We start from the raw sequence: 22,098 nt of genomic DNA, 5'->3' as shown, positions 1-22,098 counted from the left end.
ACGCGTCCTCAGGCGGGTGACCCGCGTACCGGCCGACGGCGAACGTCACCGGTACGCGGGCGGCGGGGTGCTACGCGCCGAGGATCGGGAGCAGTTGCTCCTCCTCGTAGACCAGGTGCCTTTCCAGCTCGTCCGTGAGCCGCTCGACCTCGGGGAGCACCGGCAGCGGATCCGTGCCCTCGGTGGAGATGACGTCCCGCAACTCCTCGACGAGGGCCGCGATCTTCTCGTGTTCCCGGCTCAGCCGCTTTAGGGTCGGGGCGAGCTCGGGGTGGCTCCCGGCGAGGAAGGGGAACAGCGCGATGTCCTCACCGGTGTGGTGGTTGTGCAGCCCCTGGCAGAGGGTGAGGCAGTTCACCCGCAGCTGGGCGCCGAGTCCGGGACCCGACTCGGTGACCTCCTTGCGGATCAGGGCGAGCTCTCGCCGGAACGCTTCGTGGACCATCCTGAGGGTCGCGCCCGCCGACGCCCCCTTCGGCGGCCCGCCGCCGACCTGCTGGAGGGCGACCACCGGGATGACACGCGCCGTCTTGGCCTGGTACTCGGCCCACCCGGGGTCGGCCTCGGCCGCGCGGGCGAAGACGCGGTCGCGTTCGGCGCCCTCCAGGACGACGGCCCGCGCCTGGTAGGTGAAGATGCCGTCCTCGACCGTGACGAGAGGGTCGGCCACCAGGTTGTGGAACCAGGCGGGGTGGTTCGGCGCGCCCCCGGCCGAGGCGATGACCAGGACCCGGGCGCCACCGTCGGGAAGGTAGCCGAGCGGGGTCGTGTGCCGGGCGCCGGACCGTGCCCCGACGGTGGTGAGCAGGAGCAGCCGAGCCCCCTCGAAGGGGCCGCCGACCCGCCCGCCGTTGGCGCGGAACTCCTCGATGATCTGCTGGTTGAATTCGTTGGGCATTCTCTGTTTTCTTCTCCGGAATCGATGGTCCCGCGACTGTTCGCGGGCATGACGAAGGACCGTCCGATGGGCAGGACGAAATCACCACGGGGCGACCGCGACCGTGGTGCGGGAAATCAGGAAGGAGCACCGGGCGACCGGCCCGGTCGGCGATTCATCGCCGGGGCCGGTTCACGAACGGCGCGAAACCCGCGGTGACCGGTGCCGCGAGAGCAGGTGGGCGTCACGCGGGACGTGGAAGCCACCGGACCATGGAAACCGGTGGGAATCACACGCGCGGGCTACATGAGACGCGGAGACCACGGAGGAGAGATCCGGGTCGCGTCCACGGAGGAACGTCGCGCTGGGAGCGCGGAAGGAAGAGAAGGGGAGGGCCTCTGGCCCGCCCGGGGCTCACGCCTCGGCCGGGTGCCCTACTCGCTGTTGGCCCAAGGCCGACCCGGCAGTCACAAGGTCAACCGTAATGCCACAAACGCATCGGAGCAACGCCGCGTTTCCCGGTCACCGCGAGCGAGAACTCCCTGCGGGTACGGGAGGCCACCGGGAAACGCGGCGCGTACCTTCCGTGACTGGGTGCGCCTTCCGCGACTGGGGGCCGAGCACGCGCACGCCTTCCGCGTGACGCCGCAGGACCCGCCGATATGACGACCGGCGTCGCGGATTCACCTGTTACCGGGGCCTGTTCCAACGACGCCGGCGCTCGCCTTCCCCGGCGCGAGATGATCGGCCTTTCTCTATTCGCTCAGTGTATGTATTGAATGTATAGTCCCGATCATGTCTACAGGACACGTGATGCTCGGACTGCTCGCGGAGCGGCCCAAACACGGGTACGAACTCAAACGCGAGCACGACCAGCGCCTGCCGGGCGCCAGGCCGCTCGCGTACGGGCAGGTCTACGCGACATTGCAGCGACTGCAGAGGGACGGCTTCGCCGAGGTGGCGGAGACCGTGCGGGAGAGCGGTCCCGAGCGCACGGTGTACGCGCTCACCGAGGAGGGGCTGGCCGAGCTGACCCGGTGGCTGGAGCAGGTGGAAACACCCGCGCCGCACGTTTCCAGCACGCTCGTCTCGCGCGTGGTGGTGGCGATCGTGGCCGGAGGCGCCGCCGACGGCTACCTGGTCAGGCAGCGCGCCGCCCACCTGGCGCGGATGCGCGAACTCACCGCGGAGCGGGCCTCGGGGTCCCCCGCGCAGGCGCTCGCCGCCGACTACGCCCTTCAGCACCTCGACGCCGACCTGCGCTGGATCGAGACGGCCATGGAACGACTCGCGGATCTCAAGGAGGAGATCGATGCTTGAGGCACGTGCGTTACGCAAGACCTTCGGCAGGACCGTCGCGCTGGACGGCGTGTCCCTGGAGATCGGCGACGGGGAGATCGTCGCGATCACCGGCCAGAGTGGCTCCGGCAAATCGACCCTGCTGCACTGCCTGGCCGGGATCATCCGTCCAGAGTCGGGGGAGGTCCACTTCGACGGGCGGCGCGTCGACACCCTCGACGACGCCGACCGGACGACGCTGCGCAGGGAGAGTTTCGGTGTCGTCTTCCAGTCAGGCGGGCTCGTCCCCGAGCTGACCGCCGAGGAGAACGTGGCGCTGCCGCTGCTGTTCAACCGGCACGGACGCCAGGAGTCGCTGCTGGCCGCCCGGTCCCGGCTGGAACGGCTGGAGGTGGCCGACTGCGCGGCCCGGCGCCCCGGCGAGCTGTCCGGCGGACAGCTGCAGCGGGTCGCCGTGGCCCGCGCCCTGGTCACCGGTCCACGAGTGGTCTTCGCCGACGAGCCGACCGGCGCGCTCGACTCGCTGGCCGGTGAACGGGTGATGGACGAGCTCGTCGGTACGGCACGCGCGGACGGCACCACCCTGGTGATCGTCACCCACGACAACCGGGTGGCCGCCTACGCCGACCGGGAGATCGTGCTGCGCGACGGCAGGACGGCCGGGGTGACCGTGTGATCACCGTGATGCGGATGCTCGCCAGGGGCGGGTCGCGGCGCGAGCGGGTGCGGGGGCGTCTCATGGTCGCGGGGGCGGCGCTCGCGACCTTCCTGCTGTGCGTGGCGGCGAACCTGCTGGCGTTCGGGCTCGGCGTCTCGCGTGACCCCGAGGGTTTCCTCGTCGAGAGGCGGATCGAGTATCTCGGCTTCTTCTCCGGCAGGGACGCACGGCTCGTCACCGCGCTGGCGCTGGCCCTGCTGGTCGTGCCCACCATGGCCTTCGTCCATCAGGTGAGCCGGCTGGCCACCGCGACGAGGGAGCGCAGGCTCGCCGCGCTCCGGCTGGCCGGGGCCACGCCGCGCGAGGTGCGCCTGCTCGGGGCGTACGAGAGCGGGTGGCGGTCCCTGCTGGGCGGGGTGTCCGGCGTCGCGCTGTACCTGGTGGCGCACCTGGTGCCGGCGTGGTCGCTGGAGGGTGCGGTGCCCCGTGTCCCACCGGCGCAGATCCTGGCGATCCTCGCGGTAGTGCTGCTCGCCGGGACGCTGTCCGGGCTGAGGGCGGGACGGAACGTGGTGACCTCACCGCTGGGCGTGGTCCGGCGGACACCCCCGGCCGGTCCCAGGGCGTCCGACCTGGCGTTGGTCGCGGCGGGTGCCGTGATGTTCGTCGCCGGACTCGTCGGCAAGGGCAAATTCCCCGGCGGGCCGTACGCGGCGGTGCTTTCCATGTTGGCCGGCATGGTGCTCCTGATGTTCGGCCTGGTCCTCGCCGCCTCGTGGTTGATCAGGGCCGCCGCCCGGCGGATCGGCGACCGCACCGGGTCGGCGGAGACCCTGCTGGCCGCCCGGATGGTCGGGGCCGACCCCAGGGGGTGGGCCCGCGCGCTGGCGGTGGTAGGGCTGACCGTGTTCTTCGGCTCCGCGGTCGGCGCCCAGCAGGGGCACATCCTTCTCCGGGGCGGCTTCAGACCCTCGGAGGGGGTGGCCTATCTGCTCGTCGACCTCGCTCTGCTGATCGCGCTGGTCACCTCGGCCGCCGCCCTCGTGGCGCACCAGGCGGAGGACCTGCTGGATCACCGGCGCTCGTTCGCGGCCCTGGCCGCCTCGGGCGTGCCCGGCGTCGCGCTAGGCCGGATCCTCACCCGGCAGGCGCTCATCGCGGCGCTGCCGGTGTGCGTCGTGGCCGCCGTCGCGGGGGTGGCAGTGGTCGTCCTGTCGCTGGCGGACATCTACCTGCCGGCGGCGCTCTCCGTCGCCGCCGCTCGGGCGATGCTCATGGTGGGGATCGGCGTGCTGGCCGCGGTGCTGGTGGCGCGGGCCGCCCGGCCGATCCTGCGCCGGACGCTGCGGCCGGAGGGGCTGCGGGAGGAATGAGAAGGGCCGCCGTCCCGGACTCGTCGCCAAGGCCGGGTCGCTCTCTTTCTCGCGGCACGGCCTTGGCGCTGGACGGCGGCCTGTTCCGCGAGACGTCCGCTGCTCAGCGGGCCGCGGACTCCGAGCTCTCGGCGCGGAGAGATCGCGCGGTCCAGCCGGGGCGGGTCAGGGTGGTGTCGGCCGACCTGGCCGCCCAGAGCGCGACGGCGATGTACAGGACCTGCTGCGGGATCCTGAGCCACAGGGGCGTCGCCTCGTCGCCGTTGAAGGGGACGTCGGCGACGGCCGCGTAGACGTTGGCGGGAAGCAGCAGCACGTAGAGAGCGGCCAGGCCGATCCCTGCGGTCCGGCGTGTCACGGCGACCACGAGTCCCGCGGCGCCGAGGAGTTCCAGCACGCCGGTCGCGTAGACCACGGCGCCGGGGAACGGCACGACGGGCGGCACCATGCGTACCAGGTCGGCGTGGTTGGGCATGAAGGTCACCTCGGCCGGGACGAAGTGCGCGGTGGCGGTGACGACGAGCATGGCGGCCATCCCGTGTGCCGCGCTCACCGGCCAGGTGGCGAAGCGGCGGGCGCCGAGCGCGCCCAGCACCCGGAAGCCCAGGGTGGCGGCCACGAGAACGATTTCAACCACGAATGCGGACATCGACGCACCTCCTAATCGGATAGTTGAACTATCCAGTATTAGATACTGTCGCTATCCAGTAATGCAACCTGGTCGCACGCGGGGGAAGTCGCCCGGGCCTTGCGAACGGGTGCCGGGGGCGGGCTCCACAGGGACCGGCTCCGGTCGTCTCCCCAGACCGAGAACGAATCCACGTACGGTCGCAGCAGGACGGTGAGCTCCGCGTCACCCCGGCCGTTGAGCTCGTCCGACGCTGTCTTCCGCGCCGTTCCGGTACCTCGCCGGCCTGTTCTTCTCGCGGAGCAGAAGATCGGCCTTGTATTCCACCGCTGGAGAGGGCGCCATTTTTTGTATCTCCCGAATGCGGCCGGCCGCCGACTCGACGTCCAGGCACAGGCCGGCGTGCGTGAAAACATCGGTGCCCCCCCGATGGGATTCTCACCCTCCGAACCGGACTCGTCACAGGCGATTTCCAGGGGTTGGCCGGCCGACATGGATTCGGCCCGCATAATGTCCCCGCGATAATCGGTCGCCGCCCGGTTCCATTATGAATGGATGATCCTTTAGAATACGTCGACCTGATGTGAGCGCAATGGGTTTTTCCTGCTCATACTCATGGCGACACGACGTGCGGTGACCTTCGGTCGGGAGGGGAACGGCGCGGCCGGGCCGCCGGCCGCTAGCATTGGGTTGATCTTCGTCCCTTCCGGTGTCGGACATCACCGGAAGGCGGCGCCACGTCGTTCGCGGCGAAGAACATCCGACCATCGATCCCGGAAGGCCCTGACCCCGACCATGGCCACCGTCACCGTCGTGATCCCGACGTTCAACGAGGCGGACAACCTTCCGTCGATCGCGGAGGCCCTGCTCGCGTTGCCGCTCGACGGCCTGCGAATCCTGGTGGTCGACGACGACTCCCCGGACGGTACGGGCCAGGTGGCCGACCGACTGGCCGCCGCGCACCCCGGCCGGGTCGACGTGGTGCACCGGCAGGTCAGGGAAGGGCTCGGGCGCGCCTACGTCGACGGCATGGAGACCGCGCTCTCGGCGGGGGCGGAGTTCGTGGTGCAGATGGACGCCGACTTCTCGCACCCCGTCGACGCCGTTCCGCGTCTGCTGGAGACCGCGCGGGCGACGGGGGCGGCGTGCGTGATCGGCAGCCGGTACGTGCCGGGTGGGACGCTGGCCGCCGAGTGGAGCCTGTGGCGGCGGGCCCTGTCGAGGTGGGCGAACTTCTACGTCCGCACCATCCTGCGCCTCGGGCTGCGGGACGTGACCGCCGGGTTCAAGATCTGGCGGGCGGAAAGCCTCACCGCCCTGGACCTCGGCACGATCTCCTCGGGGGGTTACAGCTTCCAGGTGGAGATGCACTATCGGGCGATCAGGGCCGGAATGACGATCGTCGAGATCCCCATCCATTTCTCCGACCGCCGGGCGGGTGACTCGAAGATGAGCCTCCGGGTGCAGTGGGAATCGGCCCTGATGCCGTGGCGGCTTGTCTTCAGGCGCTAAGGGATCCGCGCGACACGAGAGTTCCCCGGACATGGGAATCGATTCTCCTTCGCAGGGCAGCGCTCCGGGAGACGGGATGCCCCGTGCGCCGTCGGCTCACCCCCGGTGAGCCTTTGTCGATAATCGACGAATTCGACCCGCCGTTGTCCATCGGCATGTCATATGGCGAGCGTCGCCGACCTGTGATGCCGGAAGGCGCGGTGCGTCACCTCCCGACGCGCTCGAACGGCACAACGCCGAGGAAAAGAACGACGCCCTCCGAGCGTGGCGTTCCGGTGGACCTTCCCCGTCAGCGCAGGCTCGCGAACCACCTTCCGGCCTCCTTCCACGAGTCCACCCGGGAGAAACCGTTACGCCCGGCGAGGGTTCCCAGGTCGGAAACGGACACGGTGGCCCAGCCGAACCACGGGCCGGCGAGCTCGCGGCCGCGCAGCCGCAGATGCTCGACGCGGCCCGATGCGCTCGGTGGCTGCACCTCGGCGATGACCTCGCCCCCGGGCCGTACCAGCTCGCGGACCCTGCGCAGCAGGGTGTCCGGGGCGCCGCCGATCCCGATGTTGCCGTCGGCGAGCAGCACGGTGGCCCAGCGGCCGTGGCCGGGCAGGTGGTCGAAGACGTCGCGGCAGATCGCCCGGCCTCCCGCGCGCCGGGTGAGCCGGACGGCGTAGGGGGCGATGTCGACGCCCAGGGCGGGAACGCCTCGCCGCGCGAGTGCGACGGTGAGGCGGCCGGGACCGGACCCGATGTCCAGGGTGGGGGCCGCGCACCGCGACAGCATGGCCTCGTCCCCGTCGATCGGGGCGAGCCAGCGGGCCGCGTCGAGGGGCGCGGTCCTGCCGTCGGCGTACTCCATCTCGACGGTGGCGCCCGCCAGGGACTTCTCGTAGAGCTGCCCGATCACCGGATCACCCGTGCCCTCCGGGCGGCGGGCGGCGCGTCGTACGGTCGCCCGGTCACCGGATCGCCCTCGTCCCGAGCGCGGCGAGGACGGTCGCGAAGCAGGACGAGGGCGCCTGGGCCGCGACCGCCGCGGCGTCGTCGGCGGTGTCCACGTCCCGCAGGAGGGGCAGCATGCCCACCGACAGGCCCGCCGCACGCAGCCGCAGCAGCTGGGCGGCGCCGGTCGTGGGCCGCGACATCGGCACCCCGAGCAGGAGCGCGGGGTCGGGCCGGCGCAGGCCGAGCAGCCAGAAGCCGCCGTCGGCGGCGGGGCCGAACACGGCGTCGCGGGTGGCGAGCTCGGCCATCGCGTCGGTCAGGAGCGCCGGGGTGACCTGCGGGGTGTCCATGCCGATCAGGACCATGGGCAGGGGGCGGGAGCGGTACGCGTCCTCGAAGGCGGCGGCGAGCCGCTCGTCCAGCCCGGCGCCCCGCTGCGGCAGGACGGTGAAGCCCGGTGGCAGCCAGGGGCCGATGTCGCCGCGCAGCGCCAGCACCCGGTGGCGTGCCGGAGCGTCGGCCACCGCGCCCAGGGTGTCGGCCAGTGCGGCGGTGGCCAGGGTCGCGGCCTCCTCGGGGCTGAACGGCGGGGTGAGCCTGGTCTTGACCTCGCCCGCCACCGGCTCCTTGGCGATGACGACGATCTGGCCGTCGCCCGCCTGGACGGCCTGACCTCCGCCTGCTCGGCCGCCCTGCCCGGCGCCGACCACGTCACGCCGCTCGCCGTCCCGGGGGCGCGCGGTTCGCCGTGTCGTGTTCGGGCCGCCGTCCTTGAAGGGCGCGCTCTGTCGCGTCGTGTTCCGGGCGTCGCGGGTGTGCGGGTCCCGCCGCGGCGCGTTCCGGTCGCCGGTCATCGCGCGCCGCCCGGTTCGCTCATGACCTTGCGCATGTCACCGATCGCGCGCAGCGTGCCGCGTACGGTGCCGGTGACCTTGGACCGTCCGGCGCGAGGCAGGTAGTCCACCCCGGTCTCGGCGATCCGCCAGCCCTGGTCGGCCGCGCGCAGCACCATCTCCAACGGGTAGCCGAAACGCCGGTCGGCCAGGTTCAGGGCGAGGAGGTCCGCGCGGCGGCAGGCGCGCATCGGGCCGATGTCGCGGAGCCTGGTGCCGGTACGCCCGGCCAGCCGCCGGCCGAGAAAGGCGTTGCCCAGCCGCGCGTGCAGCGGCCAGGCCGCTCCCGGCACGGGAACCCGTCTGCCGAGCATCAGGTCGGCGCGACCTGAGACGACCGGCTCGGTCACCCGAGGGAGCTGGCCCGGGTCCAGCGACGCGTCGGCGTCCATGAAGCACACCACCTCGCCGCTCGAGGCGAGCAGTCCCGCGTGACAGGCGGCACCGAACCCGCGTCTGGGCTCACTCACCACCAGCGCTCCCAGCTCGGCCGCGACCCGCGCCGATCCGTCCGTGGAACCGTTGTCCACCACGATCGGCCGGTAACCGTCGGGCATGCGCTCCAGCACCCACGGCAGAGCCGTCTCCTCGTCCAGGCACGGGAGCACAACATCGATCTTCATGTTTGAGAACGCTAAGGTCGACAAGGCCTGTCAACTCTTACGGAGTAGTGACGTGTCAGGGAAAGAAAGCGACCCGTACCTACTGTGGGAGGGTGATCAAACTCTCCCGCCGGCAGGTCAAGGGTCCGCGTGCGGCCGTTGCTTCCTCCGCTCCCGATGACCCCGGCGGCCGCCGGAGCGGGCGGGCGCTCGCCGTCTGGATCTCGCTCGTCGTCGCGGCGTTCGCCGCCGGGGCCGTCCTGCACGCGCTGGGCATGCTGCCCATCGATCACCTGCCACCCCTGCACGGACACTTCCGCACGCCGTCGTTCTCGCTTCTGCCGCCCCTGTTCCTCGGCGCCCTCGCGGTCGCCGTACTGCCCGTCCTGACCGCGCGGTTGCGCTTCGGCGCCGCCCTGCTCCTCACCTACGGCACGGCCCTGGCCTGGACGGTGCTGCTCGCCGCCTCCGGCGAGGGACTGGCCAGGCCGTTCGCCGGCCCTCACGAGTATCCGGCCGTGCTGCCCGCGGTGGGGGACGACCCGCTGGGCTGGCTGGGCTCCTTCACCGAGCGGCTTCCCGGCTATCCCACCCATGTGCGAGGACATCCGCCGTTGCCCGTGCTGGTGCTCTGGGCCCTGGCGAGGGTGGGACTGCCCGGTCCGTTCTGGGCGGCGGTACTGGTCGTGCTGGTCGGCTGCTCGACGGTCGTGGCGGTCGCGGTCACCGTCCGGAGTGTCGCGGGGGAGGAGGCGGCCAGGCGCGCGCTGCCGTACCTCGCCCTGAGCCCCGCCGCGGTCTGGATCGCCACGAGCATGGACGCCTTCTTCGCGGGGGTGGGCGCCTGGGGGGTGGCACTGCTGGTGTCCGGGGGCGCGGGCAGGACGCGCGTCCTTTCCGGGGTGGCGGCCGGAGTACTGCTGGGGGCGTTGCCGTACCTCAGCTACGGTCTCGTGCCCTACCTGCTGATCCCGGTGGTCGCCGCCGTCGTCGCCCGGATCTCCCGCGCGAGCGCGGTCGCCTGCCTGGCGGGGGTGGCGGCGGTCACGGCCGCCTTCGCCGCGGGAGGCTTCCTCTGGCCGGCCGGAGTGCTCGCCACCCACGCGGAGTGGACCGCCGACCCCGGCGCGGCGCGGCCCTACCTCTACTTCCTCATCGCCAACCTGGCCGTGCTCGCCCTGCTGACCGGCCCGGCGACCGCCGCGGGCCTGGCGCGGATGGCGCCCGGCGGTGCGCGTGCCCCGCTGGGGACGGTGCCCCGCGACGTGCCCGCCCTGCTGCGGGCGGTGTCCGGTGACGCGCGTGCCCTGGTCGCGGCGGCGATCGTGGCCGTGCTCGCCCTCGACGTCAGCGGGGTGACCAGGGGAGAGGTCGAGCGCATCTGGGTGCCCTACGCCACCTGGATCGTCCTGGCGGCGGCCTGGTCCCCGAGCCGCCGCTGGCTCGCCGCCCAGGCCCTGACGGGGCTCCTGCTGCAGGGACTCGTCATCTCCCCCTGGTGACCGGTCCGATCTTGGGGCTCGAACATCGGTCCAGCCGAAGAAAGCGCTCACTCACCGGCGGCTGTCAGGCGTCAAGTCTGCCCGATCAGCCGACCGGTGACTCCCGTCAGCCGAGCGGGGCGCCGGCGAACTCCTTCATCCCGTCCGCGAACGGGATGGTGGCGCGAAAGCCCAGCTCGGCCCGCGCGCGTTCCGGGCTGGCGACGATGTGCCGTACGTCGCCCAGCCGGTACTCGCCGGTGGTCACGGGCGCCGGGCCGCCGCGCTCGTCCGCGAGCGCCGCGGCCATCTCCCCGACCGTGTGCGGCTCCCCGCTCGCGATGTTGTAGGCGGTGAGCGTTCCCCCGGCCGACGAGCCGAGCGCGCAGAGCGCCGCGAGGTTGGCCGCCGCCACATCGCGCACATGCACGAAGTCCCGGCGCTGGCGGCCGTCCTCGAACACGCGAGGGGCCCGGCCCGCCTCCAGCGCCGACCGGAAGATCGCCGCCACCCCCGCGTACGGGGTGTCGCGCGGCATCCGGGGCCCGTACACGTTGTGGTAGCGCAACGCGACGGCGGCGCCGCGCGTCTCGCGCGCCCAGTTCGCCGCCAGATGCTCCTGGGCGAGCTTGGTCGTGGCGTAGGCGTTGCGCGGGTCGGCCGGGGAGTCCTCACCGATGACGGCGCACGTCACGGAGAGTCCGCAGCTCGGGCACCGGGGTTCGAACTCCCCCCGGACGAGGTCGTCGCGGGTCCTGGGGCCGGGCCGTACCCTGCCGTGGGCCGCGCAGTCGTAGGCGCCCTCGCCGTACACCACCATCGACGAGGCCAGCACCAGCCGCTCGACGCCGTGCCGCGCCATCGCGGCCAGCAGCGTGGCGGTGCCCAGCACGTTCACCGAGGCGTAGTCCGGCAGGTCGGACACATCCACTCCGAGTCCCACCTTCGCCGCCTGGTGCACCACGGCGTCGACGCCGCCCAGCACGCGGTCCAGCGCCGCGTCGTCGCGCACATCCCCGCTACCGGCCCGCGCGTCGAGGCCGACGACCTCGTGCCCGGCCTCCTCCAGGGCCTCGACCACGTGACTTCCGATGAACCCGGCGGAACCGGTGACCAGTGTCCTCATGCGGCGACGCTATCCCCGCCCCGGCTCGTGGGAGGGGGACACCACGACGACGTTCGCATCTCGTAAGGAGGGGGCCAGCGCGCCGTGAAGGTGGCGGACGAGGCCGATCTCGGAGACGTTCTTGGTCAGCTCGACGGTGACCCAGCCCGCTATGTCTACCAGCCGCTGATCCTGCCCCCACGGCAGGCCGGCGGTCCTGTCGGACGAGTCGAGGTCGGCGTCGGTGAGCGGCAGCAGCGCCGCCCGCCAGTCGTCCTTCAGAGCGCGCAGCCAGTCGGCCGCGGCCGTGGCGGTGCCCGGCCAGGTGATCTCCTCGCGCTCGGGCGCCCCGGATCCGAAACAGTGCCCGAGGGTGGTCGTCCACCAGAAACCGATGTGCCAGGTCAGCCACCCGATCGAGACGACCGGCGCGGGGTCGGGCTCGGGCACCTCCCAGTCGGCCGTCCAGCGGCCCCGGTCGTCGGGCCGGACGGTCCAGCAGCCGGGCGCGGGTTCCCAGAGGCAGGCCGGGTCGTCGAGGTCCTTCAGGTGATACTCGAACAGCGCCCATGCGATGTCGAGTTGCCGGACGAGCAGATCAACGCGAGGTACGGTCATCCGGGAACCCTGGCACCGCTCCCCGCCGCCCCGCCACAGGTTTTCACCTACCTGGCCCACACCGGCGACGACGCGGTCCTGCTCGCTCCACCCTTACCACCGCGACCGCGGTGGTAAGGGTTCCACGCGCGCCGACGGCCGGGTTTCTGTGGCGGATTCTCAGCTCGACGGCACCCTCCCGTAGGCGCCGAGCACCTGGAGGGCACGCAGGGTCTCCACCCCCCGGTACTCCAGGGTGGCGGCCGAGCCGGGAGGCTCCCAGGTGATGGCCCACCCTCCGTCGGGCCGCTGGTCGGCGGCGAGCCGGTCGAGGTGGCCTTCGATCACGTCGTCGGAGAACAACCGGCGCCAGCGGCTGTCAGGGTGGGGAGCCAGATGCAGAGGGCTGACCCCGTACTCCGGGTCGGCGGGGTCGCTCCGATACCACTTCAGCTGCGGGAGCCACTCGCCCACCCGCTCGGCGAGGCGTTCGGCCCGGTCGCGGTCCGGGACGTGTTCGAGGAACACGAGCGTCTCGGACATGGCGTGCGCGTCGTCGGGAAATCCCTTCTCCAGCGTCGACCAGCACCAGTCGGTGGCCCGGGTGAGCCACGGATGCTCCACGCCCATCCCATGCAGCAGCCCGGCCAGCCCGGCGGTGGGGTTCAGCCCCGGCGCGTAGGTCCAGTCCGACCAGTGCGCGGCCCTGGGGTAGGACTCCATGACCGGCAGGGAGAGGGGGACCGCTCCATCGGGCGCGGCGACCGTCGCGAGCCAGTCGCACGCGTGTGACACCATCGGGTCGGTCCCGGGCGCGCCGGCCGTCGACAACGTCTGGAACGCGACCTCCACGTCGATGGGCAGGCTCTCGGGGCAGCGCTTGTCGGGTTCGAGGCCGTGACCGAAGCCGCCGTCCTCGTTCCGATAGCCGCGCAGGGCGTCCACCACTCCGGTGGCGGGCGCCGCCTGGAAAAGCGTGGCGAACAGGCGGCGTTCGAGCAGGCGTCCCTCGCGGAGGATGAAGGCCGAAGCGGTGTCAAGGATGCTGTCACTCATGCCATCCGATGATGGCGGGTACTCGCCGGGGCTGTCTTGTACGAATCGGACGCGGCCCCGCCTGGGCGAGGCCGGTGGCATGTTCGACGACGACTTCGACCGCTTCCCGGCCCGTCATCGTGCGCGGCGGTCGCGGTCCGGCTGCCAGAGGGGTTCGCCGGACTCCCGGACCTCCCCGTCGGCGCCGAAGATCAGGAAGCGGTCGAAGTCGTCGGCGAACCATCGGTCGTGGGTGACGGCGAGCACGGTGCCGGAGAAGGAGGCGAGGCCGTCCTGGAGTGCCTGCGCGCCGGCCAGGTCGAGGTTGTCGGTCGGCTCGTCGAGCAGCAGCAGGGTGGCTCCCGACAGTTCGAGCAGCAGGATCTGCAGGCGCGCCTGCTGCCCGCCGGAGAGGGTCTCGAAGAGCTGCCGACCGGTGGGGGCGAGCTCGTAGCGGGCGAGGGAGGCCATGGCGTCGTTGAGTGTGAGCGACCCGGCGGCCGTGACGATGTCGGCGGGAGTCCTTCCGGCCAGGTCGGGGCGGGCGTGCGTCTGGACGAAGTAGCCGGGTACGACCCTGGCCCCGAGTTCCACGGTGCCCCGGTGGCGTACCGGGTCCGGCGGCGTGGACGCGGGGGAGAGCGCGCCACCTCCCGATTCGGCGAGCAGCCGCAGGAAGTGGGACTTGCCGGAGCCGTTCGGGCCGAGGATCGCGACCCGCTCTCCGTAGTGGATCTCGACGTCGAACGGCTCGGTCAGGCCGGTGAGCTCCAGGCGGGTGCAGGTGAGCGCGCGCTTGCCGGTACGGCCCCCGCTCAGGCGCATCCGGACGTTCTGCTCCTTGGGTGCGCTCTCGGGCGGGCCCGCCTCCTCGAACCTGCCCAGCCGGGTCTGGGCGGCCCGGTAGGCGGAGGCGACGGCGTCGTTGTTGGTCGCCTTCTGGCGCAGGGTGTGGACCAGTTTCCTGAGGCGGGCGTGCTCCTCGTCCCAGCGGCGGCGGCGTTCGTGCAGGCGCTCGTTGCGGTCGAGGCGGGCCTGGGCGTAGGTGGCGAAGCCGCCGCCGTGGGTCCACACCCCGCGTGACTCCACGGTGATGACGCGGGTCGCCGTGTTGGCGATCAGCCTGCGGTCGTGGGAGACGAGCAGGACGGTTTTCCGGGTGGCCCCCAGCTGCTCCTCCAGCCACTGCTTGCCGGAGACGTCCAGGTAGTTGTCCGGCTCGTCGAGCAGCAGGACCTGGTCGGGGCCGCGCAGGAGAGCCTCCAGCGCGAGCCTTTTCTGCTCCCCGCCCGACAGTGTGCCGACGTCGCGGTCCGCGACGTGCTCGTAGTCGGCACCCATCGCCGAGGTGGTGCAGGCGCTCCAGGTGACCTCGATGTCGTAGCCGCCGGCGTCGGCGTAGTCGCCGAGGGCGCGGGCGTAGGCGAGCTGGGTCTCCTCCAGGTCACGCTCACCCATCGCCCGCTCGGCCCGCTCCAACTCGGCGGTCGCGGCGCGCACGCGTTGCGGGGCCACCGACAGCAGCAGCTCGCGCACCGTCTGACCTCCGCGGATGCCCCCGATGAACTGGCGCATCACGCCGAGCCCGCCGGACGCGATGATCCGCCCGGAAGAGGGGTGGAGGTCGCCGGCGATCAGTCGTATCAGGGTGGTCTTTCCCGCTCCGTTGGGGCCGATCAGCGCCGCGGTGACGCCGTCACCCACGCGAAAGGACACCTCGTTGAGCAGCAGCCGTCCGTCCGGCAGCACGTAGGTGAGCTCGTCGGCCTCGACATGTCCCACGGTGGCGTCTCCTCGAAGGTGGCGGTTCTCGGCGTGTTGTACGGGCGAAACCGCAGTTAGAACATTGGTCATACACTATGAACATTGATCGGGCCGCTTCTCAAGCCATTAGGATCCTCAGAGCGGGAGAGTCGGGGATCGGAGGGTCGTGAGCGCTACGCCGGGCAGGAGAACGCGGCGCCGGAGCGGTGAGGCGGCGCCCGGGGTGTGGCTGCGCCCCCCGCGCGCGAGCAGGGCCGAGCCGGTCGTCACCCTCGGGCGGATCGTGGGGGCGGCCGTGGAGCTGCTGGACGAGGAGGGGGCCGATCGGCTGACCATGCGCCGCCTCGCCGAGCGGCTGGGGACCGCCGCCACCACGCTCTACCTGCATGTGGAGACCAAGGACGACGTGCTGGACCTCGCACTCGACGCCGTGTTCGGCGAGGTGCCCGTCCCGCCGGCGTCGCGGGGGGCGTGGCGCGACGACGTCACCGCTCTGATCACCGAGTGGCGCGCCACCATGCTGCGCCACCCGTGGTCGGTGGCGGTGCTCGACCGTCCTCTGCTGGGGCCCAACGTGCTGGCCCGCACCGAATACCTGCACGCCGCGCTCGCCGGGGCGGGTTTCACCGGTCCCGGCCTCACCGCCGCCGCCTACGCCCTGGCCAACTACGTCATCGGTTCCGCGACGATGCAGGTCGCCGGTGCCGCGTACGGCGAGGCCGGGTGGAGGCGAGCCGCCGAGCTGCGGGTGCGGGCCGGCGGTGAGCTGTATCCGACTCTCGCCGCGCACGGGGCCCCGATCGGCAATGACTGGGACCAGGTGTTCGGCACCGGGCTGGACTACCTTCTGGACGGCATCGAGTCGCGTATCCGGTGAGTCGGCGGGCTCGGCGCGAGAAACTCTCCGTCGCGAGGGTCGACGGTTGTTGATCTACAATGTAAAGGCGCCCGTGCGGGGTCATGAACAGACGAAAATCAAGATCACCTTCCTTCCCTAGCGATCTTGGTCCACCTGACGATCGACCCGCGGCGCGCGGCCGATACGCTCGCGCCCGGGAAGGACCGTAAGGGAGCGGGAAGGGAGGCCGATGCTTTTCGCCGTCGCGACCGTGTTCGGGCTCACCTGGTGGCTCGGGTGTTACGTGATCGCCCGGGACCCCCGCGAGCGCGGGCCGAGGCGGGCCGGCCTGGGGCTGCTGGCCTACGCCGTCGCGCTGGCGATCGCCCAGGTGCTCACCGCCGTACCGGACAACGCGGTGAAGGTGCTGGGCGCGGTCGAGACCACGCTGGTCTGCCTGCCGGCGCTGCTCTGGACGGGCGCCGTGCTGACCCTCGTTCCCGGTGGTGAGCGGCTGGACCGGGTCTGGTCCAGAGGGCTCGTCCCGCTCACGCTCGTGGTGTTCGTGTGGCTGCTGGTGGCCGGGCTGGGGGAGGGGGTGAGCCTCGCGGCGCGGGTGGTGGCCGGGGTGCTGCTGCTGGGACCGCTGGCCGGGGTGCTGGTGCTGCTCGTGCGGGCCAGGCCGCCGCGGGCCGGGTGGCTGGTGGTGGTCGCCACGCTGTTCTTCTGGCTGGGGGCGGTGCTGCTGGTGTTCCCGCTGTTCGGCCCGCCCGGCCTGCTCTCCATCGTCGCCATCGACGTGGACATGGTCCTGCTGGGCGTGGCCATCGCGATGTCCAGCGCGTTCCAGGCGGGGGAGGCACTCTGGCGCGACATGCTGCGGTCCCTGCTGGGGGCGACGGCCGTGGCCGTCGCCTCCGGCGGCCAGGTCGCCCTGGCCGTCGCGCTCGGCGAGTCCACGCCCGCCCTCTCGGCGCTGTTGTTCGGCGTGATCGCGGTGGTCGTCGCCGCGCAGACGCTGGCCGGTCCTGTGCATCGGGCGCTGGACCGGATCGCCTTTCCCGGCGACTCGGGGATCCGCCGTGAGCGGGCCGAACTGCGCGAGACGTCCGAGGCGCTACCGCGCCGCGAGCAGGGTCCGCCGCCGCCGGACGAGACCGAGTTCGTCCGGCTGACGCGGCGCGCCCTGGCCAACTACGGCGATCTGGGCAAGCTCGCCAGCAGCCCGCTCGCGAACCTGCCGGTGATCGACGCGCGGATCACCGGTGACATTCCCCTGGAGCGGGCGGCCGAGTTGAAGCACCTGCTGCTGGAGAGCATCCAGCGGCTTAAGCCTCGCGACGGCGAGTTCGGCACCAGTGAGGAGTGGCGCTTCTACAACGTGCTGTACTTCCCGTACGTTCGAGGGTTGCGTCCCTACCGGCGCGGGGCCGACCGAGGTGGGCTCGCCGCCGCCGAGCGGCAGGCGTTCGACTGGTTCGTCCGCGAGGTTCCCGAACGTACGCTCTACAACTGGCAGAACGCGGCGGCCAAACTCGTCGCCGATGATCTTCGTCGTGAGAATCGGCAGTGAATGGCAGTGCCATGTCTGCAGATGGCAGCGGGTGGGGCGGTGTGCTGGGCGTGTCGAAACCCGACACCCCCAGCGAAGGAGACATCGATGACCACGACCGCCCCCACCGCTCGCCGCACCTCCCTGCTGACCCGCGTGCTAAGGACGGACGCCGTCCTCACCGGAGGGTTCGCGCTCCTGCTGGCCGTCGCGGCGACCCCGCTCGCCGGTCTGCTCGCCCTCCCCGAGCCGTTGGTCCGCTGGGCCGGGATCGGGCTGCTGCCGTTCACGGCGTTCGTCGCCTATCTGGCCACCCGCCCGGTTCCGCCCAGGGCGGGCGTCTGGACGCTGATCGTCGTCAACGTGCTGTGGGCCGTGGACAGTGTCCTGTTGCTGTTCACGGGCTGGGTGGACCCGAACCCGCTGGGTGTCGCCTTCGTCGTCGCCCAGGCTCTGCTGGTCGGCGCCTTCGCCGAACTCCAGTACGTCGGGTTGCGCCGCGCCTGACCCTGGGCCGCCGAGAGGTCCCGTCGCGCCCGGCATGGGCGGCGGGACCTTCGGCGATCCTGGAGGTGTCGACCTCCGGCAGGAGCTCGGGCCCTGAGGGCGGTGGTGTTGTGGCCGAAGGCTGGTGAGTCGCGCCACCCATATAGCAGCGTTGACTTATATAAGTGAATTCTGAAATAATGTGTCCTGTGCACGCCTTCGATGTTCTCGGTGATCCGGTCCGGCGCCGGATCCTGGAGCTGCTCGCCGACGGCGAGCGGAGCTCCGGTGCGATCACCGTGGTCATCCGGGAGGAGTTCGAACTCTCCCCCTCGGCGGTTTCGCAGCATCTGCGGGTGCTGAGGGAGAACGGGTTCGCGAAAGTCCGGCCCGAAGGCGTCCGCCGCCTGTACGCCATGGACTCCGCCCCCCTTCGGGAGATCGACCTGTGGCTGGAACGCTTCCGCCGGTTCTGGAGCCGGCATCTGGACGTGCTGGCCACCGAACTCACCCGCGGCGAACGCCACCCGACCGACGATCCGGGTGCGGCGGCCGACGGTCGCCCCCCTGCCAAGGAGAAGAAAAATCCATGATCGACATCATCGCCCAGATCAACGCCATCAACCGTGAGGTCGGCAACCGGCCGACGGCCGACGGCGAGGCCGTCGGCGTCCTGCTGCGCCGCCGCTACGAGGCGCCGATCCATGACGTGTGGGAGGCGCTGACCGACCCCGACCGCATGAAGCGCTGGTTCCTGCCGATCAGCGGCGAGCTGCGGGTCGGCGGCGACTTCCAGTTGGAGGGCAACGCGGGGGGCCGGATCCTGCGCTGCGAGCCCCCCAGCCTGCTGAAGGTGACGTTCGGAGGCGAGAGCAGCCTGGTCGAGTTGCGCCTGTCCCCCGACGGGGAGGAGGCGACCACCCTCGAACTTGAGCACACCGTCCCCCTGGAGATGGCCGGCAGCGGCGCGGGCGCGCTCTATGTCGGGCCAGGATGGGACGGCGCCCTTATGGCGCTGGGCCTGTTCGTCGCCGGGGAGGTGAGTGACGACCCGGTCGCGGCGGCGAACTCGCCGGAGGGCCAGGAGTTCTGCCGGCAGTCGGTCCACGCGTGGGTCGCGGCGGTCGAGGCCTCGGGCACCGCCGACTCCGCCGAGATCGCCGCCGCGACCGAGGTCTCGCTGGCGCAGTTCGCCCCGGACGTCGGCTCCCCCGTGGAGAAGAAGGGGAACGCCTGATCGAACGGCGGCCGGCCGTACGCGCACCGCGCCGGGTGCCCGCGGTGGATCAGGCGATGCCGGCCGCGGGCACCGGAGCACGGGCCGGGCACCTCACGACGGGGAGTCGTCGGCCAGGATCTGCGCCGGCGCGTGCGCGGTCTGCCGAACCATCCCGGGATTGGTATCCCAGTAGTACGCCAGCCCCGTTACGGCCTGGTGGAGCGCCCAGCCGCGGCCACGTGACCAGGCCGCGTCGTCGACGTCGAGCTCGGCTCGGAAGCGTCGGCGAACCAGCGGAACATCGGTCAGGATCTCGTCGGGGTGCGTCTTCGCTCTGCTCACCGCCCTCATCCTTGACCGCCCGCGCGGGACGCGGCGATCGGTTTCCCGGCTCGTCCCCACGGCCGGGCCCTCCGGCGGGAAAACCGTTTGCCGCCGGCGCCGCGCCTGTGAAGGATGAGGTTCTCATGAGCCGTCCCGTCATCTCCGAGATCCCGACCGGCCCCGTCACCGTGCCCGGCGTCGTCACGGCACTCGCCGCCGGTGACACCGTCACCCCGGTGTGGCGCAACGAGCTCGGCGGGCTGACGTTCCGCCTCGAAGACGGACGCGGCGGCATCAGATACGCCAAGTGGGTCGCCGACGGCACCCCGGAGATCGACCTTCAGGCGGAGGCGGAGCGCCTGATCTGGGCGCGGAGATGGGTGACCGTCCCGCGGGTCCTCGGGCACGGTACGGACGCCGGCGGCGCGTGGCTGGTCACGGCGGCGGTCCCGGGACTCTCGGCGGTGGATCCCCGCTGGAGCGACGCCCCGGCGACCGCGGCGGCCGCGATCGGCCGGGGGCTGCGCCTGCTCCACGACACCCTGCCCGTGGACCGGTGCCCGTACGAATGGAGTGTCGAGCGGCGGCTCGCGCGTGCCGACGAACGCGTCTCCGACGGCGAGGGACCCGCCGACTGGTTCCCCGAGCACCGGCACCTGGGACTCGCGGAGGCACGGGCCCGCATCGGGAATCCCCCCGCCGTCGATCGCCTCGTCGTCTGCCACGGGGACGCGTGTGCCCCCAACACCCTGCTGCACGAGGACGGCACGTTTGCCGCGCACGTCGACCTGGGCTCGCTCGGGGTGGCCGACCGGTGGGCGGACCTCGCGGTCGCGGCGTGGAGCATGGACTGGAACTACGGCCCCGGCTACGACGGCGTCGTGTACGAGGCGTACGGAATCGTCCCCGACCCCGAGCGCATCGCCTACTACCGCCTGCTGTGGGACCTGGCCTGACCGGCCGCGGCCGCCTGTCCGGCGAGAAGCCGTAAACAATCCGTAAACGGGTTCCGCCACGCTGAAGGCACATCGAAAACAGCGGGCCAGAAGGGCCGGCCACCCTTGAGGAGCAGGACATGAGCAAGGTTGTCGCAGTCATCTACATCTCGATGGACGGCGTCGTGGAGGAGCCCGCCTGGACCGGCCCGTACTGGAACGACGAGCACGCCAGGTTCCAGAGTGGCCAGCTGCACGCCAGCCGGGCGCTGCTGCTGGGACGCAAGACCTACGACGGCATGTCGCAGGCCTGGCCGAAGATGGAGGGTACGCCGGGGGCGGAGCAGATGAACGGCCTGCCGAAGTACGTCGCCTCGACCACCCTGCGGGATCCGGAGTGGAACGCCACCGTGATCAAGGGGGACGTCGCCGAGGAGGTCGCGAGGCTCAGGGCCGAGAAGGGCCAGGACCTGCTGATCTACGGCAGCGGCGAGCTGGTCGCCTACCTGATCGAGCACGGGCTCGTCGACGAGCTCAAGCTCTTCCTCCACCCGGTCGTGGTCGGCTCCGGCAAGCGCCTGTTCCCCGACGGTGTCGCCACCTCCTCCTGGAGGCTGGCCGGCACCGCGGCCTTCAGCTCCGGTGCCATCGTGCTGGACTACCGTCCGGCCGCCGGGTAGCGCCGGCCCGTCGCCGAAGCCGCCACGCGGGGCACCCCCGCGCGTGGCGGCTTCGGCGTCAGGCCGTGTCGCCCGACGACCCGGCCGGCGCTGCGTCCTCGATCGGCCGGACGCCGCCACCGTATGCCGGCCATGTGTTCCGCGTGCGATCCGATCGGCCCGGGGATCACCCGTCGTACCGGATCGGACGGAGCCGCCGGTTCGCGACGAACAGGTCTAGCGGACGGAGCAGATCGCGGATCCGATCACCGCCGTCACCGCGTCCGGATGCGACACCAGGGTCAGGTGAGAGCCGCCGGGGAACTCGGTGACCTTCGAGTGTGCCCGGCGGGCCATGAACCGTTCCGAGGACGGGGTGATGATCCGGTCGCCGGTGCTGATGAAGTACCAGGAGGGGATCGTCTTCCACGCCGCGGCCTGCGACGGCGTGGTGAACGCGCTGGTCGAGGCGGGCCGCTGGGAGGCCCACAGGCGCAGGGCCGTGGCCCGGGGCAGGTCCGAGGCGAACGAGCGGACGAAGGTGTCCCGCCTGAGATACAGGTCCTTCGCTCCCTGGGGCGCCGCAGGGTAGGACACCGTCTCGTAGAGAGAGGCGGGATCTGCGGACAGGGCGGAGTCGTGGCCGCTGAGCTCGCCGGTGCTCTCCCCGATGTCGGGCGCCGCCGCGTCGACGTACACCAGGGCCTTGACGTTCGGGACGTCCGCGGCGGCGTTCGTGATCACCGAACCTCCGTAGGAGTGTCCGACGAGCACGATCGGGCCGGAAATCGTTCTCAGGAAGTCGGCGACGGACGCGGCGTCGCCGGTGAGCCCGCGCAGTGGGTTGGCGATGGCCCGCGCGGTGTAGCCCGCTCGTTGCAGGGAGCCCACCTCGCCGCTCCAACTGGAGGCGTCGGCCCAGGCGCCGTGTACCAGGACGACCGTGGGCTTGGCGTGGCCCGGCGATCGGCGGCAGGGGGGCAGCGGCTCACCCGTGGGCGCCGACGGTGCGCGTACCGTCGTGGCCGCCCGGTCGCCGGGCGCCGGTGATGTCATGGTGGTTGCCGCGATCACGGCGAATGCCACCGCGGGGGCGATCCCACCGAGCGGTAGGCGGACACGGGCGGGTCTCATTGCTCTCTCCCTGATGCGAGGAACGACCTCCGGGTTCCGGTGAACGGTGACTCCGCCGTCGGGGGGGGGGCGCGCGCCGCCCCCCCCCGGGCGGGGGGGGGCGGGGGGGGGGGCGCCCCGCCCGGGCCACGTCCGGGGGTGGGTGACCGAGCGAAAAACAAGAGTTAAGTAGAAATAAAATAAAAAAA

At 71.8% G+C, this 22,098-nt stretch carries 23 protein-coding genes; 12 read left to right on the top strand and 11 right to left on the bottom strand.

Annotation, left to right across the window (positions count from 1 at the left end; all coding sequences use genetic code 11):
• Positions 1 to 70: 70 nt before the first annotated feature.
• Entirely contained in the window at positions 71 to 898 is an 828-nt protein-coding gene (locus tag ACFY3D_RS35395; RefSeq protein ID WP_389988044.1) for a nitroreductase/quinone reductase family protein, read from the bottom strand.
• 774 nt (positions 899 to 1,672) lie between these two features.
• Here ACFY3D_RS35395 and ACFY3D_RS35390 point away from each other — a divergent pair.
• Genes ACFY3D_RS35390 through ACFY3D_RS35380 form a run of 3 tightly spaced genes read left to right on the top strand, consistent with a single transcriptional unit; the run spans position 1,673 to position 4,207 of the window.
• Positions 1,673 to 2,197 (top strand): PadR family transcriptional regulator, encoded by a 525-nt coding sequence (locus ACFY3D_RS35390; protein WP_389988041.1) that lies wholly within the window; start codon positions 1,673 to 1,675, stop codon positions 2,195 to 2,197.
• Complete coding sequence (locus ACFY3D_RS35385; RefSeq protein WP_389988038.1) at positions 2,190 to 2,852, top strand: ABC transporter ATP-binding protein; 663 nt, start codon at positions 2,190 to 2,192, stop codon at positions 2,850 to 2,852. The genes ACFY3D_RS35390 and ACFY3D_RS35385 overlap by 8 nt, the downstream gene beginning before the upstream one ends.
• Positions 2,849 to 4,207, top strand: coding sequence for an FtsX-like permease family protein (locus ACFY3D_RS35380; RefSeq protein ID WP_389988035.1), 1,359 nt, complete (start codon positions 2,849 to 2,851; stop codon positions 4,205 to 4,207). Before ACFY3D_RS35385 ends, ACFY3D_RS35380 begins: the two co-directional genes overlap by 4 nt.
• Before the next feature lie 103 nt (positions 4,208 to 4,310).
• On the opposite strand, the gene ACFY3D_RS35375 is transcribed toward ACFY3D_RS35380, so the two are convergent.
• Positions 4,311 to 4,856, bottom strand: coding sequence for a hypothetical protein (locus ACFY3D_RS35375; RefSeq protein WP_389988032.1), 546 nt, complete (start codon positions 4,854 to 4,856; stop codon positions 4,311 to 4,313).
• Positions 4,857 to 5,630: 774 nt separating this feature from the next.
• On the opposite strand from ACFY3D_RS35375, the gene ACFY3D_RS35370 reads away from it, so the two are divergent.
• Positions 5,631 to 6,347: a polyprenol monophosphomannose synthase gene (locus ACFY3D_RS35370; protein WP_350949382.1), complete on the top strand. Its 717-nt coding sequence runs from the start codon at positions 5,631 to 5,633 to the stop codon at positions 6,345 to 6,347.
• Between the two features lie 289 nt (positions 6,348 to 6,636).
• Here the strand turns inward: ACFY3D_RS35370 and ACFY3D_RS35365 are convergent, their stop codons facing one another.
• From ACFY3D_RS35365 to ACFY3D_RS35355, 3 genes are read right to left on the bottom strand one after another with little or no spacing between them, the layout of a single operon-like run.
• Positions 6,637 to 7,248: a class I SAM-dependent methyltransferase gene (locus ACFY3D_RS35365; RefSeq protein WP_389988029.1), complete on the bottom strand. Its 612-nt coding sequence runs from the start codon at positions 7,246 to 7,248 to the stop codon at positions 6,637 to 6,639.
• 52 nt (positions 7,249 to 7,300) lie between these two features.
• Positions 7,301 to 8,140 (bottom strand): TIGR04282 family arsenosugar biosynthesis glycosyltransferase, encoded by an 840-nt coding sequence (locus tag ACFY3D_RS35360; RefSeq protein WP_389988027.1) that lies wholly within the window; start codon positions 8,138 to 8,140, stop codon positions 7,301 to 7,303.
• Entirely contained in the window at positions 8,137 to 8,802 is a 666-nt protein-coding gene (locus ACFY3D_RS35355) for a glycosyltransferase family 2 protein (RefSeq protein ID WP_389988024.1), read from the bottom strand. The genes ACFY3D_RS35360 and ACFY3D_RS35355 overlap by 4 nt, the downstream gene beginning before the upstream one ends.
• Before the next feature lie 92 nt (positions 8,803 to 8,894).
• Here ACFY3D_RS35355 and ACFY3D_RS35350 point away from each other — a divergent pair, with 92 nt between their 5' ends.
• Positions 8,895 to 10,283 (top strand): hypothetical protein, encoded by a 1,389-nt coding sequence (locus ACFY3D_RS35350; protein WP_389988021.1) that lies wholly within the window; start codon positions 8,895 to 8,897, stop codon positions 10,281 to 10,283.
• 106 nt (positions 10,284 to 10,389) lie between these two features.
• Here ACFY3D_RS35350 and ACFY3D_RS35345 read toward each other — a convergent pair whose 3' ends face one another.
• The 4 genes from ACFY3D_RS35345 to ACFY3D_RS35330 form a co-directional block, all read right to left on the bottom strand.
• Positions 10,390 to 11,388 carry an NAD-dependent epimerase/dehydratase family protein gene (locus tag ACFY3D_RS35345; protein WP_389988018.1) on the bottom strand — a complete coding sequence of 333 codons (999 nt, stop codon included), beginning with the start codon at positions 11,386 to 11,388 and terminating at the stop codon, positions 10,390 to 10,392.
• Between the two features lie 9 nt (positions 11,389 to 11,397).
• Positions 11,398 to 11,985 (bottom strand): DinB family protein, encoded by a 588-nt coding sequence (locus tag ACFY3D_RS35340; protein WP_362905947.1) that lies wholly within the window; start codon positions 11,983 to 11,985, stop codon positions 11,398 to 11,400.
• A gap of 159 nt (positions 11,986 to 12,144) precedes the next feature.
• On the bottom strand, positions 12,145 to 13,020 hold the full coding sequence (locus ACFY3D_RS35335; RefSeq protein ID WP_389988016.1) for a hypothetical protein: 876 nt from the start codon (positions 13,018 to 13,020) through the stop codon (positions 12,145 to 12,147).
• 114 nt (positions 13,021 to 13,134) lie between these two features.
• Positions 13,135 to 14,781, bottom strand: a complete 1,647-nt coding sequence (locus ACFY3D_RS35330; protein ID WP_389988013.1) for an ABC-F family ATP-binding cassette domain-containing protein — start codon at positions 14,779 to 14,781, stop codon at positions 13,135 to 13,137.
• A 148-nt stretch (positions 14,782 to 14,929) separates the two neighbouring features.
• On the opposite strand from ACFY3D_RS35330, the gene ACFY3D_RS35325 reads away from it, so the two are divergent.
• The 5 genes from ACFY3D_RS35325 (at position 14,930) to ACFY3D_RS35305 (ending at position 18,876) form a co-directional block, all read left to right on the top strand.
• A complete protein-coding gene (locus ACFY3D_RS35325) occupies positions 14,930 to 15,640 on the top strand; it encodes a TetR/AcrR family transcriptional regulator (protein ID WP_389988010.1) in 711 nt (236 codons plus the stop codon).
• 211 nt (positions 15,641 to 15,851) lie between these two features.
• Positions 15,852 to 17,174: a hypothetical protein gene (locus ACFY3D_RS35320; protein ID WP_389988007.1), complete on the top strand. Its 1,323-nt coding sequence runs from the start codon at positions 15,852 to 15,854 to the stop codon at positions 17,172 to 17,174.
• A gap of 87 nt (positions 17,175 to 17,261) precedes the next feature.
• Positions 17,262 to 17,660, top strand: coding sequence for a hypothetical protein (locus ACFY3D_RS35315; RefSeq protein ID WP_389988004.1), 399 nt, complete (start codon positions 17,262 to 17,264; stop codon positions 17,658 to 17,660).
• Between the two features lie 188 nt (positions 17,661 to 17,848).
• Positions 17,849 to 18,232 carry an ArsR/SmtB family transcription factor gene (locus ACFY3D_RS35310; RefSeq protein WP_389988001.1) on the top strand — a complete coding sequence of 128 codons (384 nt, stop codon included), beginning with the start codon at positions 17,849 to 17,851 and terminating at the stop codon, positions 18,230 to 18,232.
• The gene (locus ACFY3D_RS35305) at positions 18,229 to 18,876 is read left to right on the top strand and encodes an SRPBCC family protein (protein ID WP_389987998.1); all 648 of its coding nucleotides are present in this window, start codon (positions 18,229 to 18,231) and stop codon (positions 18,874 to 18,876) included. The genes ACFY3D_RS35310 and ACFY3D_RS35305 overlap by 4 nt, the downstream gene beginning before the upstream one ends.
• A 93-nt stretch (positions 18,877 to 18,969) precedes the next feature.
• On the opposite strand, the gene ACFY3D_RS35300 is transcribed toward ACFY3D_RS35305, so the two are convergent.
• The gene (locus ACFY3D_RS35300; protein ID WP_389987995.1) at positions 18,970 to 19,200 is read right to left on the bottom strand and encodes a hypothetical protein; all 231 of its coding nucleotides are present in this window, start codon (positions 19,198 to 19,200) and stop codon (positions 18,970 to 18,972) included.
• Between the two features lie 125 nt (positions 19,201 to 19,325).
• Between ACFY3D_RS35300 and ACFY3D_RS35295 the strand changes: the two genes are divergently transcribed.
• Complete coding sequence (locus tag ACFY3D_RS35295) at positions 19,326 to 20,138, top strand: aminoglycoside 3'-phosphotransferase (RefSeq protein WP_389987992.1); 813 nt, start codon at positions 19,326 to 19,328, stop codon at positions 20,136 to 20,138.
• A gap of 119 nt (positions 20,139 to 20,257) precedes the next feature.
• Positions 20,258 to 20,797 (top strand): dihydrofolate reductase family protein, encoded by a 540-nt coding sequence (locus ACFY3D_RS35290; protein ID WP_362905967.1) that lies wholly within the window; start codon positions 20,258 to 20,260, stop codon positions 20,795 to 20,797.
• 216 nt (positions 20,798 to 21,013) lie between these two features.
• On the opposite strand, the gene ACFY3D_RS35285 is transcribed toward ACFY3D_RS35290, so the two are convergent.
• Positions 21,014 to 21,910, bottom strand: coding sequence for an alpha/beta hydrolase (locus tag ACFY3D_RS35285; protein WP_389987989.1), 897 nt, complete (start codon positions 21,908 to 21,910; stop codon positions 21,014 to 21,016).
• Positions 21,911 to 22,098: the final 188 nt, after the last annotated feature.

This window comes from Streptosporangium sp. NPDC000509, from assembly GCF_042898365.1.
Taxonomy (GTDB): domain Bacteria; phylum Actinomycetota; class Actinomycetes; order Streptosporangiales; family Streptosporangiaceae; genus Streptosporangium.
This window is presented reverse-complemented; position numbering and strand designations above follow the sequence as displayed.

Coding starts and splice junctions, on each gene's coding strand:
- ACFY3D_RS35395 (WP_389988044.1), bottom strand. CDS start 898: ATGCCCAACGAATTCAACCAGCAGATCATCGAGGAGTTCCGCGCCAAC.
- ACFY3D_RS35390 (WP_389988041.1), top strand. CDS start 1,673: ATGTCTACAGGACACGTGATGCTCGGACTGCTCGCGGAGCGGCCCAAA.
- ACFY3D_RS35385 (WP_389988038.1), top strand. CDS start 2,190: ATGCTTGAGGCACGTGCGTTACGCAAGACCTTCGGCAGGACCGTCGCG.
- ACFY3D_RS35375 (WP_389988032.1), bottom strand. CDS start 4,856: ATGTCCGCATTCGTGGTTGAAATCGTTCTCGTGGCCGCCACCCTGGGC.
- ACFY3D_RS35370 (WP_350949382.1), top strand. CDS start 5,631: ATGGCCACCGTCACCGTCGTGATCCCGACGTTCAACGAGGCGGACAAC.
- ACFY3D_RS35360 (WP_389988027.1), bottom strand. CDS start 8,140: ATGACCGGCGACCGGAACGCGCCGCGGCGGGACCCGCACACCCGCGAC.
- ACFY3D_RS35355 (WP_389988024.1), bottom strand. CDS start 8,802: ATGAAGATCGATGTTGTGCTCCCGTGCCTGGACGAGGAGACGGCTCTG.
- ACFY3D_RS35345 (WP_389988018.1), bottom strand. CDS start 11,388: ATGAGGACACTGGTCACCGGTTCCGCCGGGTTCATCGGAAGTCACGTG.
- ACFY3D_RS35340 (WP_362905947.1), bottom strand. CDS start 11,985: ATGACCGTACCTCGCGTTGATCTGCTCGTCCGGCAACTCGACATCGCA.
- ACFY3D_RS35335 (WP_389988016.1), bottom strand. CDS start 13,020: ATGAGTGACAGCATCCTTGACACCGCTTCGGCCTTCATCCTCCGCGAG.
- ACFY3D_RS35320 (WP_389988007.1), top strand. CDS start 15,852: ATGCTTTTCGCCGTCGCGACCGTGTTCGGGCTCACCTGGTGGCTCGGG.
- ACFY3D_RS35315 (WP_389988004.1), top strand. CDS start 17,262: ATGACCACGACCGCCCCCACCGCTCGCCGCACCTCCCTGCTGACCCGC.
- ACFY3D_RS35305 (WP_389987998.1), top strand. CDS start 18,229: ATGATCGACATCATCGCCCAGATCAACGCCATCAACCGTGAGGTCGGC.
- ACFY3D_RS35295 (WP_389987992.1), top strand. CDS start 19,326: ATGAGCCGTCCCGTCATCTCCGAGATCCCGACCGGCCCCGTCACCGTG.
- ACFY3D_RS35290 (WP_362905967.1), top strand. CDS start 20,258: ATGAGCAAGGTTGTCGCAGTCATCTACATCTCGATGGACGGCGTCGTG.
- ACFY3D_RS35285 (WP_389987989.1), bottom strand. CDS start 21,910: ATGAGACCCGCCCGTGTCCGCCTACCGCTCGGTGGGATCGCCCCCGCG.